Origin of the sequence: Streptomyces sp. NPDC048269, from assembly GCF_040652395.1 — a bacterium.
GTDB lineage: Bacteria > Actinomycetota > Actinomycetes > Streptomycetales > Streptomycetaceae > Streptomyces.
Map to the genome: position 1 here is coordinate 1 of NZ_JBEZLW010000078.1, position 14,802 is coordinate 14,802.

15 protein-coding genes and 2 pseudogenes are annotated in these 14,802 nt (G+C 68.4%); 12 read left to right on the forward strand and 5 right to left on the reverse strand.

Annotation, left to right across the window (positions count from 1 at the left end):
* Window positions 1-496, reverse strand: a 496-nt coding sequence (locus AB0D48_RS35955; protein ID WP_362407066.1) for a winged helix-turn-helix domain-containing protein, incomplete at its 3' end; no start/stop codon positions are given.
* 218 nt (window positions 497-714) lie between these two features.
* On the opposite strand from AB0D48_RS35955, the gene AB0D48_RS35960 reads away from it, so the two are divergent.
* From AB0D48_RS35960 to AB0D48_RS35990, 7 genes and pseudogenes are all read left to right on the forward strand, one after another.
* A complete protein-coding gene (locus AB0D48_RS35960) occupies window positions 715-2,082 on the forward strand; it encodes a hypothetical protein (protein WP_362407069.1) in 1,368 nt (455 codons plus the stop codon).
* Window positions 2,083-2,399: 317 nt separating this feature from the next.
* Window positions 2,400-3,377: a hypothetical protein gene (locus AB0D48_RS35965; RefSeq protein ID WP_362407073.1), complete on the forward strand. Its 978-nt coding sequence runs from the start codon at window positions 2,400-2,402 to the stop codon at window positions 3,375-3,377.
* A 50-nt stretch (window positions 3,378-3,427) separates the two neighbouring features.
* A complete protein-coding gene (locus AB0D48_RS35970; RefSeq protein ID WP_362407076.1) occupies window positions 3,428-4,900 on the forward strand; it encodes an ISL3 family transposase in 1,473 nt (490 codons plus the stop codon).
* Window positions 4,897-5,031 carry a hypothetical protein gene (locus tag AB0D48_RS35975; protein ID WP_327686263.1) on the forward strand — a complete coding sequence of 45 codons (135 nt, stop codon included), beginning with the start codon at window positions 4,897-4,899 and terminating at the stop codon, window positions 5,029-5,031. The genes AB0D48_RS35970 and AB0D48_RS35975 overlap by 4 nt, the downstream gene beginning before the upstream one ends.
* Before the next feature lie 126 nt (window positions 5,032-5,157).
* A pseudogene (locus AB0D48_RS35980) lies at window positions 5,158-5,549 on the forward strand (MerR family transcriptional regulator); the annotation flags it as partial.
* A 101-nt stretch (window positions 5,550-5,650) separates the two neighbouring features.
* Window positions 5,651-5,959: a hypothetical protein gene (locus AB0D48_RS35985; RefSeq protein WP_362407107.1), complete on the forward strand. Its 309-nt coding sequence runs from the start codon at window positions 5,651-5,653 to the stop codon at window positions 5,957-5,959.
* Window positions 5,956-6,312: a hypothetical protein gene (locus AB0D48_RS35990; RefSeq protein ID WP_362407080.1), complete on the forward strand. Its 357-nt coding sequence runs from the start codon at window positions 5,956-5,958 to the stop codon at window positions 6,310-6,312. Before AB0D48_RS35985 ends, AB0D48_RS35990 begins: the two co-directional genes overlap by 4 nt.
* Window positions 6,313-6,550: 238 nt before the next feature.
* On the opposite strand, the gene AB0D48_RS35995 is transcribed toward AB0D48_RS35990, so the two are convergent.
* Window positions 6,551-7,297: a hypothetical protein gene (locus AB0D48_RS35995; protein WP_362407083.1), complete on the reverse strand. Its 747-nt coding sequence runs from the start codon at window positions 7,295-7,297 to the stop codon at window positions 6,551-6,553.
* A gap of 1,184 nt (window positions 7,298-8,481) precedes the next feature.
* On the opposite strand from AB0D48_RS35995, the gene AB0D48_RS36000 reads away from it, so the two are divergent.
* Window positions 8,482-9,225 carry an SDR family NAD(P)-dependent oxidoreductase gene (locus AB0D48_RS36000; protein ID WP_362407086.1) on the forward strand — a complete coding sequence of 248 codons (744 nt, stop codon included), beginning with the start codon at window positions 8,482-8,484 and terminating at the stop codon, window positions 9,223-9,225.
* A 281-nt stretch (window positions 9,226-9,506) separates the two neighbouring features.
* The gene (locus tag AB0D48_RS36005; RefSeq protein ID WP_362407089.1) at window positions 9,507-10,298 is read left to right on the forward strand and encodes a hypothetical protein; all 792 of its coding nucleotides are present in this window, start codon (window positions 9,507-9,509) and stop codon (window positions 10,296-10,298) included.
* A gap of 500 nt (window positions 10,299-10,798) precedes the next feature.
* On the opposite strand, the gene AB0D48_RS36010 is transcribed toward AB0D48_RS36005, so the two are convergent.
* Both AB0D48_RS36010 and AB0D48_RS36015 read right to left on the reverse strand, forming a co-directional pair.
* Window positions 10,799-11,008: a hypothetical protein gene (locus tag AB0D48_RS36010; RefSeq protein ID WP_362407092.1), complete on the reverse strand. Its 210-nt coding sequence runs from the start codon at window positions 11,006-11,008 to the stop codon at window positions 10,799-10,801.
* 175 nt (window positions 11,009-11,183) lie between these two features.
* Complete coding sequence (locus tag AB0D48_RS36015) at window positions 11,184-11,900, reverse strand: SDR family oxidoreductase (RefSeq protein ID WP_362407095.1); 717 nt, start codon at window positions 11,898-11,900, stop codon at window positions 11,184-11,186.
* A 143-nt stretch (window positions 11,901-12,043) separates the two neighbouring features.
* Here AB0D48_RS36015 and AB0D48_RS36020 point away from each other — a divergent pair, with 143 nt between their 5' ends.
* From AB0D48_RS36020 to AB0D48_RS36030, 3 genes and pseudogenes are all read left to right on the forward strand, one after another.
* On the forward strand, window positions 12,044-12,991 hold the full coding sequence (locus AB0D48_RS36020) for an AraC family transcriptional regulator (protein ID WP_362407098.1): 948 nt from the start codon (window positions 12,044-12,046) through the stop codon (window positions 12,989-12,991).
* 39 nt (window positions 12,992-13,030) lie between these two features.
* Window positions 13,031-13,195, forward strand: coding sequence for a hypothetical protein (locus AB0D48_RS36025; protein WP_362407101.1), 165 nt, complete (start codon window positions 13,031-13,033; stop codon window positions 13,193-13,195).
* 263 nt (window positions 13,196-13,458) lie between these two features.
* Window positions 13,459-13,677, forward strand: a pseudogene (locus AB0D48_RS36030) (IS701 family transposase); the annotation flags it as partial.
* A 487-nt stretch (window positions 13,678-14,164) separates the two neighbouring features.
* Here the strand turns inward: AB0D48_RS36030 and AB0D48_RS36035 are convergent.
* Window positions 14,165-14,802: transposase (locus tag AB0D48_RS36035; protein ID WP_362407104.1), on the reverse strand; the 638-nt coding region annotated here is incomplete at its 5' end.

A 14,802-nucleotide genomic window follows, 5' to 3' on the forward strand; every position in this document is an offset into this window, starting at 1 on the left:
CGGACTCGTCCCGCTCGACCGCCCGACGTTCCGGCCGTTGCAGACTCCACCCCAGCCGGCCGGTCAGCAGACGCCACACCGACGCCCGCGACAACGACACCCCCGTCACCCGCTCGACGACCTGCCCGACCCGCTCCAAGGTCCACAGATCGGCCTCGAAGCCATGCGCCTGGGCACCTTGCTCCAACGCGATCCGCACCTCCTCTACCTGGCCGTCGTCCAACTTGGGCCGGCGACCGGTGGCCAAGCGCCGCCGCAAAGCGAGAGCACCACCCTCCTCCCACACACGTCTCCACCGCCGCACACTCTCCGCATGCACCCCCACCATGCGCGCAACCTCGACATTCGACCGGCCTTGCTGGAACAACTCGACCGCTCGAACACGACGCGCCTCGGCCAACTGCGGCCGCGTCAAAGGAGGAACAGAAGATTCAGAGGCAGCGAGCGAAGGCTTGTACGACACCCCGACAGCCTCCCACTGACAAGACCACCACACCCACTGAACTAACGAAAAACTCAGTAGTCGACCGTGTCATTTAGATGATCGCCGACTGCGAAAATCTCGCCAACGCGACTTTCACATGTGTGCCGACAGCCCGCGCGGAGCGGCCGGATCATGTCGTGCCGGACACCGGCCCCGGGCCTGTTTGGGATGCTGGCCCAAGGACTGCCGATCCGGAGCGAGTTGGCAGCAGATGATCACCGGGGGATGTTGTGGCGGGTCGGGACCTGAGGGCGCTGTTCGGTTCGAACGACCGGCAGGTGAGCGCGGAGGAGGCGTTCACGAACCGGCAGGGCCAGTGGCAGATCGTGCAGGCCGCGCTCGCCAAGCACCTGGCCCGGCTGGCAGGTCCCGATGTGGACGTCGAAGACCTGGAAGCACCCCGGAAGAACCTGCTGGTCTTCCACGGGGTCGGCGGGATCGGGAAGACCACCCTGTCCCGGAAGCTGGAGGCCGCCCTCGCCGACACGGAGAGCCGGCCTGGCCGGTGGGGTGCCGCCGCCTGGCCGGAGCGGCCCCGGCTGCTGCCCGTGCGGATTGACCTGGCCCGCTCCGCGAACACCGACTTCGAGCGGGTCATCCTGACGATCCGCCTCGCCCTCGCTGAGGTCGGCCGGCCTCTGCCTGCCTTCGACCTCGCCCTGAAGCGGTACTGGGAGGCCCAGCACCCCGGCGAACCCCTGGAGGAGTACCTGCGGCGTGGCGGCCTCGCCACGAAGTTCGGGAAGACGTTGCCGCAGCAGATGCAGTCCGCGCTCGGCGACGTCGCCCAGGCCCTCCTGCTGCCCGGCACCGTCGGCTCCGTCGTCGGCCAGGTCACCGGCTCCCTCGTCTCCGCCCTGCGCGAGCGCCGCCAGACCGTCCACGCGCTCGCCGGCTGCGCCCGCCTCGCCGACCTCCTCGAAGCCGAACCCGACCTCGATGCGCTCTCCTACTACCCGCACCTCCTCGCCTGGGAGCTCGCCCAGCTCCCCGCCGACCAGGCCGTGGTCCCGGTGATCCTGCTGGACACCTTCGAGGACACCGGCGACCGCACCCGCCGGGACCTCGAACGCCTCCTGCAGCGCGTGGTCTGGCTCATGCCGAACGCGTTCTTCATCGTCACCGGCCGCAGCCGCCTCCAGTGGGCCGACGAAGCCCTGCACGGACAGCTCGACTGGACTGGACCCGCAGCCTGGCCCGGCCTCACCACCCGCGACGTGCCCCTCCCCCGCACCGCGACCGGAGCGGAGCTGGAAGGCCGGCAGCTCCTGATCGGCGACTTCAGCCCCGAGGACTGCGACGACTACCTCGCCCGCCGACTGGTCCGCGACGGCCAGCCGCTGATCGACGCCGACATCCGCGCCGTCATCTGCGAGCGCTCCCACGGCCTGCGGCTCCACCTCGACCTCGCCGTGCTGCGCTTCCTCGAACTCCGCCGGACCGGCCGCACCCCGGTACCGGCCGACTTCGACGTCGACTTCCCCGCCCTCATCGCCCGCACCCTCTCCGACCTCACCTCGACGAACGGCACGTCCTGCGCTCCGTCTCCCTCCTGGACGCCTTCGACCTCGACCTCGCCGCCCGCACCGCCGGCCTGACCCACCAGGCCCCGGCCCAGCGCCTCATCGAGCGGCCCTTCGTCCGCGAGAACCCTTTCGGCCTGTGGCTCTTCCACCTCCACGCGCTGATCCGCTCCACCCTGCGCACCGCCGACGACGCGACGGACGACCGCTGGACCCCCGCCGACTGGACCGCCGCCGCCGAACGCGCCCTCGGCGCCCAGTGGACTGCGGGCACCGGCCGGGACCGGGCGCTGCTGGTTGGCTGCCTGCGCCAGGGCCTGGCCGTCGCCCGCGACCACCGCCTGGACCTGGACTGGCTCGCCGAAGCCGCCTGGGCCTACGTCGACGACTCTGTGTGGGAGCCCCTCCCCCTCCCCAGCCCTGCCCACCGGCCCGGAGAGAACGCCGGGCTGGAGACGGCGGCTGAGGCCCTGGTGGAGCTGCTCAGCGCGCTCGCTCGCCGCCAGCATGAACACCGCATCCACACCGTCAGCCGGCTCGGCGCGGTCATTGGCTCGGGGCTGCTGCCCGCCGACCTCGCGGAGATGGCCCTGTACTACCAGGCGAAGGCGCAGCGCGACCTGGGGCACTCTGCCGTCTCCCGGCAGGGGATGCAGGCCGTTGCCGACGGCGGAGGCCGACTCGCTCCCGCCACCCGGCGGGGACTTGCCCACCTCGCCCGGCTCGCCGGCGACTTCCCCACCGCGCTCACCACCGCCGAGGCCCTCGGCCGCGAAGGCCGCGGCCGCCGCGTCCTGGGCGACATCTGGTGGGCCCATGCCCGGGCTGGCCGAGCCGCCGCCGCGTACGAAGCTGCCCGCGCCGAAGCAGAGGAGGACGGAAACGCCGGAGAGCGGGCCATCGGCCAAGCCCACCGGGCACTCGCCCTCGCCTTCACCGACCCTGCTCAGGCTGGCGACGAGATCCTCTTCGCCGAGCAGCTGCTGAGCGGCCTCGACCAGCGAGCCACCACCCTCACCACGAAGATCGCCGTGCTCGTTTGGGACGCCGGCACCGACGACACCGACTTCGACGACCGTGCGGACCTCATGCGGGCCGAGATCACCGTTCCGGCATCACCGCTGCCGAGGTGCTCCTCGCCCTCGCCTTCCAACACGCCGTCACCGGGGACACCGACGCGATCACCGCGGACATCGACCGCCTCCGGGTGCTCACTGTGGGTGGCGACTACCAGTTGGCTTTATTCACTGGTTGTGGGTTCTGGCACAGATCTTGGGGAGTCGTCGCGGAGCGTTACCTTGGTGTTCGATTGTGAGGAGACGGGTTCGTGTGAGACGGCGTACGCCTTGTCGTCCCACGGACAGAATTGACGCTCCCTCAGGTATCTGCCGATCGCTGCTGCGGTCGGTTGTGGACGGTGATGGTGCTGGTCATGCAGACCGATGCACCGTTCTGGGACTCTCTGGTGTTCGACGGGATCGACGATGTGGATGTCGAGGCGGTGACGGCCGCGTTCGGCACGGTCGAGGTGGTGGCGAGAGGCCGAGCGGCTGGCTCTGGATGTCCGGACTGTGGCCGCTTCTCGGACCGGGTCCACGACCGATATCAGCGGAGGCTGAAGGACCTGCCGCTCGCTGAGCAGGGCTTTGTGATCCGGCTGACGGTCCGGCGCTTCATCTGCGGGTCGGGGGACTGCCCGCGCCGGACCTTCGCCGAGCCGTTCTCGCGGCTGGCCGCCCCGTACGCACGGTTCACCAGGCGGCTCAACCGCGCCTTGGAGCGAGTGGGTCTCGCGCTGGCCGGGCGGGCCGGCGCCCGGCTGGCTGCCCAGCTGGGCTTCGGCGCGGGACGGATGACCTTGTTACGTAGGGTCATGGCATTGCCCGATCCACTGTTCAGTACTCCGCGTGTGCTGGGCGTGGACGACTTCGCGATCCGCCGCGGCCAGACCTACTCCACGGTCTTGACCAGCGTCGAAGACCATCGCGTGGTCGATGTGCTCCCGACGCGTGAAGCCGGGCCGCTGGCCGCCTGGCTGGTCCGTCACCCCAGCGTGGAGATCATCTGCCGGGACCGGGCGGGCGCATACGCCGGGGGCGCCCGGCGCGGTGCCCCCGACGCTCTGCAGGTCGCTGACCGGTTCCATCTGTGGCAGGGCCTCGGCCGTGCCGTGGAGACCTGCGTTGCCGCCCACCGTGCCTGCTTGCACGGCCCGTTGCCTGGCGACGCACTGCTTGACGAGATGCGCCCGGAGTCCAGTCGGCCACAGGATGACTGCGAACCTCTCGGCCGGCGGGCCGAGCGGAAGAAGGCCGCACACGCTCTGGTCCACAAGATGCTTGCCCAGGGCCACTCACGCCGGGCGATCGCCCGGCACCTGGGCTGGGGGCTCAATACCGTGCTCCGGTACGCGGCCGCCGCACACTGGCAGGACACCATCCGCGAGAACCAGCCTCGGCCCAGCAGGCTGGACCCCTACAAGCCCTATCTGGAGCGTCGATTCGCCGAGGGGTGCACCAGCGTCAGCCGCCTCCACCGTGAGCTTCTAGCCGGCAACGCGCCCGTCACCTACCAGATGGTTCGTGCCCACATCGCGACCTTGCGGACGGCTCCGACCGACGCGCCGCTACGGCCTCCGACGGTGCGGCAGGTGACCGGCTGGCTCACCCATCACCCCACGGCCCTGGACGAAGGAGACCGGGCCGGTCTGAAGGACGTCCTGGCCCGCTGTCCCGAACTGGACACAGCCGCCAGGCATGTCCGCGAGTTCGGCGAGATACTCAGCGGCCGCCTCGGCGCCACACTCCCTGGCCGGATCGACGCAGTCGATGCCAGCCACTACCTGGCCTCACCGGCTTCGCACTCCACCTGCTCCCGGACCTCGACGCCGTGACAGCAGGGCTCACCCTGGACTGGAGCTCCGGCAGCATCGAGGGCGCCGTGAACCGCATCAAGAAGATCAAGAGACAGCTCTACGGTCGAGCCGGATTCGAACTACTCCGCAAAATGATCCTGCTCCAGTAACGCCTCGCGACGATGCTGGTCTGTCGCTGGTCGGGGGTTCTGAGCACGTGCACAGAGCCCGTGGTCCTCGCAGGAAGTCTCGGCCCTGGTTGAGTCTCCCGTGGGGGGAGACATCAAGCTGGGGGCATGGACAGCGACACGCTCTATTCCATCGGAGAACTATCCCGCCGGACCGGCCTGACGGTGAAGACCATCCGGTTCTATTCCGACAAGGGCATCGTCCCGCCAACCGACCGGAGCCCGGCGGGATACCGGCTCTACGGCCTCGACGCACTCGCACGCCTGGACCTAGCCCGCACGCTGCGTGATCTTGGGCTCGACCTGGCGACCGTGCGCAAGGTGCTGGACCGGGAGGCGTCCATATTGGAAGTCACGGAAGCACACGCCAACGCCTTGGACGTGCAGATCCAGACTCTCCGCCTGCGCCGGGCAGTACTCCACGCAATCGCCAGACGCGGCCCCACCACCATGGAGATGGACCTCACATGCACCGACTCGCCACGCTCTCCCAGGCCGAGAACGCAGACTTCCGTGTCACGATACGCCGCACAGCTGAGGACCAGGCGGAAGAGCCTTCCCAGCAGGACGTCAGCACCCTGCACGACGCTCTCACCAAGCGATGCGTGAACGAATCGACGAAGCGGCATCCTCCGGCCTCCTGCCGGCCTCGGCCAAGGGTGCATCCCTTACAGACTCACTGGGCGGTCTCTACGCCCACGCATTCGAGCGTGCCGGCGAAAGCGATCTGCGCCGCTGGCTCCTCGCCCGCCTGCAGACAACCGCCGACCCACACGCGGAGCGCTACTGGCAGCTCCTGGCAATGATCAATGAATGGCCCGCATCACCAACGCTTGCTCCGGTTTACTCCTGGTTCACCACCGTCTTCGCCAAGAGCGGTGACGACAATCGCAAAGGTCTGATGCAATGAGGACGCGCGACCTGAAGTTCGGCCTGTACGCAGATGAGCAGGGGCTGGCATGGGTCAAGAAACTCGTTGAGGACGCTGTCGGCTCCCGGAGCGCCCGGATCAGCGGTGAGACCGTCGCACACACTTTTCCCGGGAGTGAGCTGTCAACCGATGACGTGTACGACTTTCTGGCGGAACAGTGGGCCGTGGAACATCCTGCTCAGAGCAGCGACGCACGGCAACTGATCGAGCTGCGCGTCCACTTGGTGTGTTCCCTGCGGACATGGCGGGCGATCCGCAAGACAGTGATCAAGACTTTGTGTCCAGAGGGAATGGCCCCCCACACCTGCCGTGTTCCATGGATGGCGGCGTGAAATGGTCCGCGGTGCCCGGTGGCGCACGAGATGGCCGCCGTGTAGATCGCGGCCACACCGATTCGGACCCGCAGGCCATATCACCGCGGGGCAAGACTGCGGCAGACGGCCTGGCCTAGCCATCAGCGCTGGGCGGATCGTCACCGCCTCGGCTGACGCCCACGTCCAGGTGCGAGTCGTACAGCGTTGGCGAGGTCGTGACAAGGATATCGCTGGCGCTCCCCCGGGACCGTCGGCCTCAGGAACTGAGCACCCCAACCTTGCCGTTCCGCCGAAGAGACAGGCCCAGCCGGGCACGCCGGAGCGCGATTGCTGCCGATACCGCTGATCTGATGGAACCGGGGAAACACAGTGAAACCTCCTCCAGTAACCCTCTGCGACTGCTCCCCAAGATCTGTGCCAGAACCCACAACCAGTGAATAAAGCCACGGGCGCCGATCAACGTGCTGGTGTCGGTGGCGGCGATCATCTGCTGGAGCACGCGCGGGGTCGCAGCCGCGCCCTTGCGCGCCTTGCCCCGGGGGTCCTTGGTGGCCTTCAGCTCGGCCTCGTAGCCGCGGAGCACGAGCCGGGCTCCGGTCTGGGAGGGCTGGGGGAGGCCAGCGGCCCGGTGGGCGACGGCGACGGCGACGGCGGCCATGGCGGGGTCGATGCTGCTGGGTTTGTACGGGCGGCCGGTCCGCGGCCGCGGGGTGAGGGTGCACCAGGTGACATACTCGGTCAGGGTCTCCGCACTCGCCGGGAGCGGGCAGTGCCCGGCTCGGGCGGCCCACTGCTCGAACCTCGCCCAGTCTCCGGTGTACCCGCCCTGGGTCTGGTGCGGGATGCCCTTGGCCGTGGCGGCGCGGGCGGCCGGGCTGATTTCCTGTCGCGGGCCGACCACGGCGGCGGTCGGGCAGTCGGCCGGGCCGGGGGCGAGCAGGCCGACGGCCGCGGCCGCGCTGACGGCGAGCCCGGATCCGCTGCGTGCCGCTGTTCCGCCCACGGTGTCTCCTTTCCCCTCACCGTGACCAACTCCGTGGCCCGATTCGTTTGCCCTTCTGCCCCAGGAGGCTACGGTGCAGGTACGGGGTGCCGCAGCATCAGCTGCGGCACCCCGTCAGGCCCGGCCGGTCAGCTCCACGGGCTCAACGTGGAGCTGGCCGCCGGTCCGTAGTAGAGGCCCATGAGCGTGTACGCCACGAACCCCGCGACGTGGACCCAGTCGCTCGCGAACGAACGGAGCCGCGTCCGCCACGGCGGCCTCTTCCTGCGATGACGCCCAGGCATGGGCACCACCCCCTCCCGCGTCCGGGTCAGCCAGGACACCCCGGATGGAGAGCCCCTCGTACCCGCGGGATACGAAGCGCGCCCCCGGCTACGGGCGGTGGACCAAAAGTAAGGCCGAGACCACGGGACCACGGCCGAAGTCGGCCGTCTGCCGCCAGATCCGGCCACTGCGGAACACAAGTGGCTCGAACGCGTGCTCCGGTTCTGCCGTTGAGGTCCTCAATGGGCTTCTACTCCTTGTTCGGCCTGGGTTGTCGGCACCGGACGGCGCGAAACGGAACCCGCGTTCCGGAGCCGGACACACCGGGTCGCGAAGGAGGCGATGCCGGGAAGGAATCAAGGTTGATAGATCATTCCGACTGCGGCCCAGTCAAGATTGGCGTAATCCCGGGTGGCGGCGCCGACTATGGAGAATCGGCGGGCCGGTTCTAAGCGGTCTCGGGGAAGCGGTCTGTGCTCCCTTCAGTGCCGGCCGTCCCCAGCCCTGCGGCTGCTCTTCGCCTTCGAGGTTGGGTTGTGAGCCCATCCGTGAATCGCTGCCTCGCGGTCCCACCGCATCAGCTGCCCGCCGAACCTCCGACAGAGCTGCCGGCTGGACGCTCCGAATCCGCCCCGGTGGCCAGCGCGGCGCCGCCGCAGCCGAGACCATCTGCAAAGAGGTGGCCGGGAGCGGGGACGGGCTGGACACCCCGGCAGTACTCGGCGCCCTGATGCGGCCAGGTGTCGAGGCGGTCACCTGTGCGCCACGGCCGCGGTACTCGTCCCGGCGCTGGAACTGGGCGTGGGGTACGACTCCCTGCTCCGTGAGACGCGAGGCTGTCCGGCTCATGCCAGGATGCTGACTACACATCCGCCCCGCGTCACACGGAGTGACACCTCCTGCCTCGATGAGGAGACCCCGTGAATCACAAGACCAGTGGGATTCTGGTGACGGGTTCCGCCGACGGCCTGGGACGGGCCGCAGCGCACTCGCTGCTGTCCGCGGGACACGAGGTGGTGGTGCACGCCCGGAACCGGCAGCGCGCAGCCGGCCTCGGCCCACTGCTGGACCGAGGAGCAGGCATCGTGGTGGGCGACTTCACGGACCGCGACGCCGTACGGCGCATCGCCGCAGAGCTGAACGACGCGAAGCCGCTCGACGCGGTCATCCACAATGCCGGCGTGTGGAGCGGCCCAGCGGTCATGCCGGTCAACATCATCGCGCCGTACCTGCTCACGGCACTGCTGCGCGAACCCCGCCGCCTGGTGTACCTGAGCAGCGGCTCACATTTCAGTGGACACCCCCACCCCTCGCTTGCCGGCATCGACTGGCGGGGCGAGCACGCGGGCTCGTACGCGGACAGCAAGCTGTTCGTCACGGCCCTCGCGGCCGCCGTGGCCCGCCTGCGCCCCGGGGTGCTGAGCAACGCTGTGGATCCGGGCTGGGTGCCGACGAAGATGGGTGGCTCAAACGCGCCGGACGATCTCGAACTCGGCCACCAGACGCAGGAGTGGCTGGCGACGAGCGACGATCCCCAGGCCCTGACGAGTGGCGGGTACTGGTATCACCGCCAGCAGCAGCAACCGCACCAAGCGGTCCACGACCAGGCGTTCCAGGACCGCCTCCTGCAAGCGCTGGCCCATGAAACGGGCGCCGCGATCTGACCCTGTTCGCGCCCTCGCGCGCCGTATACGCCTGGCGAGAGGCGCACCGCGGCCTGCCCCGGACCAAAGGGAAGACGTGCCGAGCTGCATGCGCCGCCCGGTCTCAACGCCGGCCAGGCCGCATGCACCTCAGGGGCCTCCGTAGCGACGACAAACTGCACACGTCGATCAACACCTCGCTGTCCTCGCTCCAATGCACAGGCACAAAAGGGATTCCACCAGCCGGGTGGGTTGCGGTGTCGGGCACCGGGTGTGCGAGTCGGGGGTTCTAGCGTGGCCTCATGGCACAGGAGGATCCCGCACGAGCTCCCTCAGAGGCCTCGCGTCGCGCTCGTCTCCGCGCAGAGGCCAAGCGGTGGTGGCGGCGTCAATCGCCTGGCGTCAAGGGCCTGGTTTTCGCCGTGATCGGCAGTATCACGGTGTATGCCGTGACCGAATCGCTGCTGCCGGCCACAGGTCACCTTCTTCGGCGCATTGTGGGCAAAGAACAACACGGGCTGAGCATCGACGTCGAAGGACCCACAGCGAGCGCATGGGTCTTCGGAGGAAAGACCTACGGCGACCTCGCGCCTCCGCCGGCACAAGTCGAAAATGACAGATTGAACTCATGGGCGACGGCGAACGGAGGTACAGCGGTTTCACAGACACTCTGGTTCATCCTTCGCGGAAAATCAGACAAGACCGTGGTCGTCAAGCAGTTGGAACCAAAAGTGAACTGCGGTCCCAGCACCGCGGGAGTACACGTTTATGACGACCGTGTACCTACGTCCCTGATCCCCCATAGTTCGACGGTCCTGGAGGCTGATGCCAGCCCCGTAGAGATTGCATTTAAAAGCAGAGACGGCAAGCAGATCAAATCTCCCAAGTACCAGGTGACGCAATCCGACAAGGAGTCGGTCACCCTGTCCGTCCACGCCACCTCGCATAGATGCACATGGAGTGTCGTCGTGCATTGGAGTGTGGACGGCAAGGATCGCACGACGAGGATCCCCAATAGGGGCCAATACGTCGTCACGGGCAGCAACGCAGCCACCCAGCACTGGAAAATGCACGGCGAGTTGTTCTCCGACTAACGCCTTCGCCTTCGGCGGCGTTCGCTCCTGCGCAGCACATAGACACGCGCGCAAGATTCGGTGGCACAGCACAGCTGTCGGCGACCGGTGAAACAGAGCAGCACCCAAACTGCGCCGCCAAACGCGTGAAGGAAATCACCCCTTCGTCGGCTACTTGGCTACGTCCGAGATCGCTCGTCCGGACGAACGCGCGGCAGCGCGCAGCTGGCTGGACCGCAACCCTGCACACCTTGGAGCGAGTGAATACAAGCGCTCTCAAGCCGTGAGGTGCTCCCACCACATCGGGTGCCGTCCGACCGGTGGACTATCAGAACTCGCCGGGGTTCGGCAGCGGCAGCCCCGGAGCGGCTCGATGGGGGACACGGACGTCGCGTGCGGCGCAATCCAGCTGTCCGGACCTGGGGAGAGGCGGAAATAGTGAGAGCACCAACTGTTACCAAGGCGCAGAAGGCCCCCACCGAGGTGGGGGCCTTCTGTCTTGTCCGGATCCCGAGCCCCGGTCAGGCGACCTGGAGCTTCGGGCGGCCCGTCGGGGCGGGCGGCGCCTGGTGGTACGTCGGGAGCTTCAGATTGGGAAGGTCCCCGACCTGGATGCGGACGAGGGCGGTGCGGAACGCGGCCTCCATGGCTTCGGGGCTCTCGTACTTCGCCGCGAGGGGGTGAAGCCGGTAGGAGTTGCCGGTGCGCTCCTCCCTGCGCGGCCTGAGCACGATGTTCAGGTCACACAGAGGCCGCTGACGGCCTGGGGCGTGACCCCGTACTCGGCCGCCATGTCCTTCTGGCGTACCGGCCGCGCTCCCCCGAAGTCGCTCCGGGAGACGAGGTACTGGAGGAACTTGACAGCGGACCCTGACAGCGGCAGGGCCCAGATGCGTGGCGCCTATGTCACACCAGTGCCGCGCCACCGTCTATCGCGAGCGTGGTGCCGGTGACGTAGGCGTTGGACAAGACGAAGAGATAGGCCGCCGCGGCTTCCTCGGCAGTGCCGACACGCCGCGTGAGCAGCTCGGACCCGGCGCCCTGGAGGAAAGCCTCCGGGTCCGGGACACTGCCGTCCCACAGCTCGGTGCGGATCACACCGGGCTGGATCACGTTGACGCGCAGAGGGGCGAGTTCGACGGCGAGTGCCCGGGACAGGGCTTCGATGCCGCCGGTGATACCTGCCGTGAGCGCGGTTCCGGACAGGGGGCGGATCGCGAGGACGCCGGAGCTGAAAGCGATCGAGCCGCCGTCGCGCAGTCGCGGTGCAGCGTACTTGGCGGAGAGGAGCGCGCCCCAAAACCGGCGCTCGAAGACGGCCCTGGCCTCCTGCGGAGTGGTGTCGACCAACGGCTTGATCAGCAGAGATTCGCCCGCGGTGTAGACGAGGTGGTCGAACTCCCCGACCTGCTCGAAGAACGCGGCGATGGCGTTGCCGTCGGCGACGTCCAGGCGGCGGCCTTCGGCCCGCTCGCCCAACCGCTTCGTCGCAGTGTCCACGCGGTCCTGATTCCTCGAGGCGACCACGACGTCCGCGCCAGCCGCCGCGGCCTGTTGGGCTACCGCGAAGCCGATGCCGGAGGTTCCACCGATGATCACGATCTTCTTGCCAGCCAGAGACATGGGATCCATTCCTTCGTCGATGCAGTGCCGGGGTGCGGCAACCGCCATGGCAAGAACGTACGCCTCCATATCGAGACGCTGAATGACTTGAAATCTCGATTCCCTGTCATATCGTCTCGCCATGCAGGCACTAGAGTGGCGCTATGGACATCCTGAGCGACACCCTCGAAGTCCTGCGCACGGGACGCCCGATGGTGACTCGCACCGACGCGCACGCCCCGTGGGCCCTGAAGTTCCAGCCCATCTCAGGAGCCGGATTCCACGTGGTAGTGGAAGGACACTGCCACCTGCTGCCACCGCACGGGCCGCCGCTCGCGCTCGGACCCGGCGACATCGTGTTCCTGCAGCGCGGCAGCGGACACACCCTGTGCGATGTACCGGGCCGCGATCCGGTGGACTTCGTACCGGAGCGCGTGGACCGTTCCTCGCCGATCGGCCAGGTCGCCGTGGACGGACGGGGGCCGCACACGGTGCTGGTGTGCGGCGCGTACGCGATCGACGTTGATCGCCCGCATCCGCTGTTCAGCGATCTACCGGAGGTCATCCACCTCCCCGCGGTTCCGGGCCGCCACCCGGTGCTGCGCTCGGCGGTCGATCAGCTGTGTGCCGAGTTCCACGCGCCGCAGCCGGGCTCGGACGCGGTCGTCACGGCGCTCATCGATCTGCTGCTGCTGTACATCCTCCGGTCGTGGTACGCCGAACTGCCGAAGGAGCGGACCCGGGGTTGGACGGCCGCGCTGACCGACCCGGCAGTCGCCCCGGCCCTGAAAGCGATCCACGACGATCCCGGCCATCCCTGGACCGTGGAGTCGCTGGGCACCCGCGCCGGGCTGTCCCGCGCGGCGTTCGCCCGCCGCTTCGCCTCGGTGGTTGGCGAGCCGCCGTTGACCTACCTGACCAACTGGCGGATGGCCACGGCGGCGCGGTTGCTGCACCAATCGCCGGCCCCGCTGAGCACAATCGCGCAGCACACGGGGTACACGTCGGAGTTCGCCTTCGCCAAAGCTTTCAAACGACACTTCGGATCGCCGCCGGGGGCCTACCGCAAGCAGGCCAAGACGGCAGGCGACGAACCACGCGAACACAACTGACGGTGAGGGCCAGGACGTCACCGCAGCGGATTGGAAGCGGTGGTCACTGCCGATCCCGGCCTCGAGGTGGCCCCGATGTGGTGGAGCGCCGGGCGGATCGTGTCCAAGAACCCGAGCGACGCGGTGATTGCGACGATGCGCGAAGTGGCGGATGCTCTGGAGGCGAAGGTCCAGGGTGACGACGGCGAGTACTACGACGCCTGATGCGTGCGGCCACCGCGAGATGATCAAGGGCTTGTGTGGACTCTTGAAGATCGTGCGGTGGCCGCGGGCCGTAGCGTAGACCCTGCTCGATGGCAGGCGTTGTTCGACCAGGCCATGGTCGGATTGCGGGCCTGTTCGAGCGAGTGAACCTCGGGCCGCGGCCCGCGCCTATCTGCTCGGGTTGCTGTCCGGGACCGAGCGCAAGAACTGCTGGCATCTGGCGGAGCACGCCGGCCATAGCGTCCCGGTCCGATGCAGCGGCTGAGTGCTTCCAGGCGGCCAAGGGGCAGGTCGGCTTGGACCACCACCAGGTTCGCAACTGGACAGCCTGGCACCGGCACGTCACCCTGGCCATGCTCGCAATCGCGTTCCTTGCCGCGGCAGTCGACGACGCGAGGCCGACCAGACGTGTGGATCCCAACCGCCCGGCCCAAAGCGGAGACCCGGTCGACCTGACGGTCCTGGAGATCTCCGCCGCCTGATCGGCGCACTGTTCAGCCCGCCGATCACAGCCCTGAACGCACTCCCGCACTGGTCGAACTGGCGGCAGAAGCCACCAAGCTTCGGCACGTCGCAGCCATTACCGGCAGCGGCTCTCCGCCCCCTCCAGCGCGTAGATCGCGAAGTCACACTGGAGTACTAACTGCCCGTTGCCATGAACATGGAGCACGGCACGACGGTGATAGACCGCTGCATCCGGGCCGAGCCCCCGACCCCGGCCCGGATCAGCAGGCCCCGCTGCAGCTCATCCCCCGGGCACGGCATCACGGTCGTTCCACCGTCGGTATCGACACGCAGCACCGAACCCATCGCACAGCCTCCCCAGTCAGTGAAGCCGGGACCACAGCTCGGGGCTGGCGGTCCCAGGGGCCGGTGACCGGTCACCGGGGAATCGGTCATGACCGGTGACCGACGAGCCGTCGATCGGTCACCGCAGGATCGGTCAGCCTCACCGGCCTCCCCGACCGGTTACTTGCTGACGGTGCGGCGGTTCAGGCCGAGTTCCCGGCCCACGGAGCTGTGGCTCCGACCAGAACGGGTCAAGGCCTGAACCGCTTCGAAAGTCCTTCGGGCGTGGCGCTCGGCACGCGTGTCCGCGGTGGTGTTCTCGAGGGGCTCCTCGACCGGTGCGGGAGCGGCATCGCTGATCGAAGGCAGTGCTGCGGGCAGGCAGCCGCGGTGGGCGGAGGCGATGGCCTGGACTCGGCGGGAGAGGCCTTGCCATAGGTGAAAGCGGTCGCTGACCTGCACGGCATTCGGGGCGCCGGCGGTGACGCCCTGCCGGTAGGCGAGGGAACCGTCGCGGCAGGCGACCTCGACACCTGGGTGGTCGCGGAGCCAGCGGCCGAGCTGTTCCGCGTCGCGTCCTTCCCAAAGTGTGAGCGGGAGCCGGGTGGTGGCGTCGACCAGGAGAGTTCCGTAGGTGCCGCCGTAGAGCGCGAAGTCGTCCACCCCCAGCACCCGGGGCGTGACCAGTGGCGGCAGCGGCACCCGCATCAGCTGGGACAGGACGGGCCTTGACCCCGAATCCTGAACACGGGTTATGCGGCTGGTGCCAGCGTAGTTGGTGTGAGGTGGAGGGCGTTTTCGAAGGCGATGGGTGATCG

Excerpts from the sequence above, each read along its gene's own strand:
- AB0D48_RS35970 (WP_362407076.1), top strand. The coding sequence starts at position 3,428 with ATGGTGCTGGTCATGCAGACCGATGCACCGTTCTGGGACTCTCTGGTG.
- AB0D48_RS36005 (WP_362407089.1), top strand. The coding sequence starts at position 9,507 with ATGGCACAGGAGGATCCCGCACGAGCTCCCTCAGAGGCCTCGCGTCGC.
- AB0D48_RS35990 (WP_362407080.1), top strand. The coding sequence starts at position 5,956 with ATGAGGACGCGCGACCTGAAGTTCGGCCTGTACGCAGATGAGCAGGGG.
- AB0D48_RS36020 (WP_362407098.1), top strand. The coding sequence starts at position 12,044 with ATGGACATCCTGAGCGACACCCTCGAAGTCCTGCGCACGGGACGCCCG.
- AB0D48_RS36015 (WP_362407095.1), bottom strand. The coding sequence starts at position 11,900 with ATGTCTCTGGCTGGCAAGAAGATCGTGATCATCGGTGGAACCTCCGGC.
- AB0D48_RS35985 (WP_362407107.1), top strand. The coding sequence starts at position 5,651 with ATGCGTGAACGAATCGACGAAGCGGCATCCTCCGGCCTCCTGCCGGCC.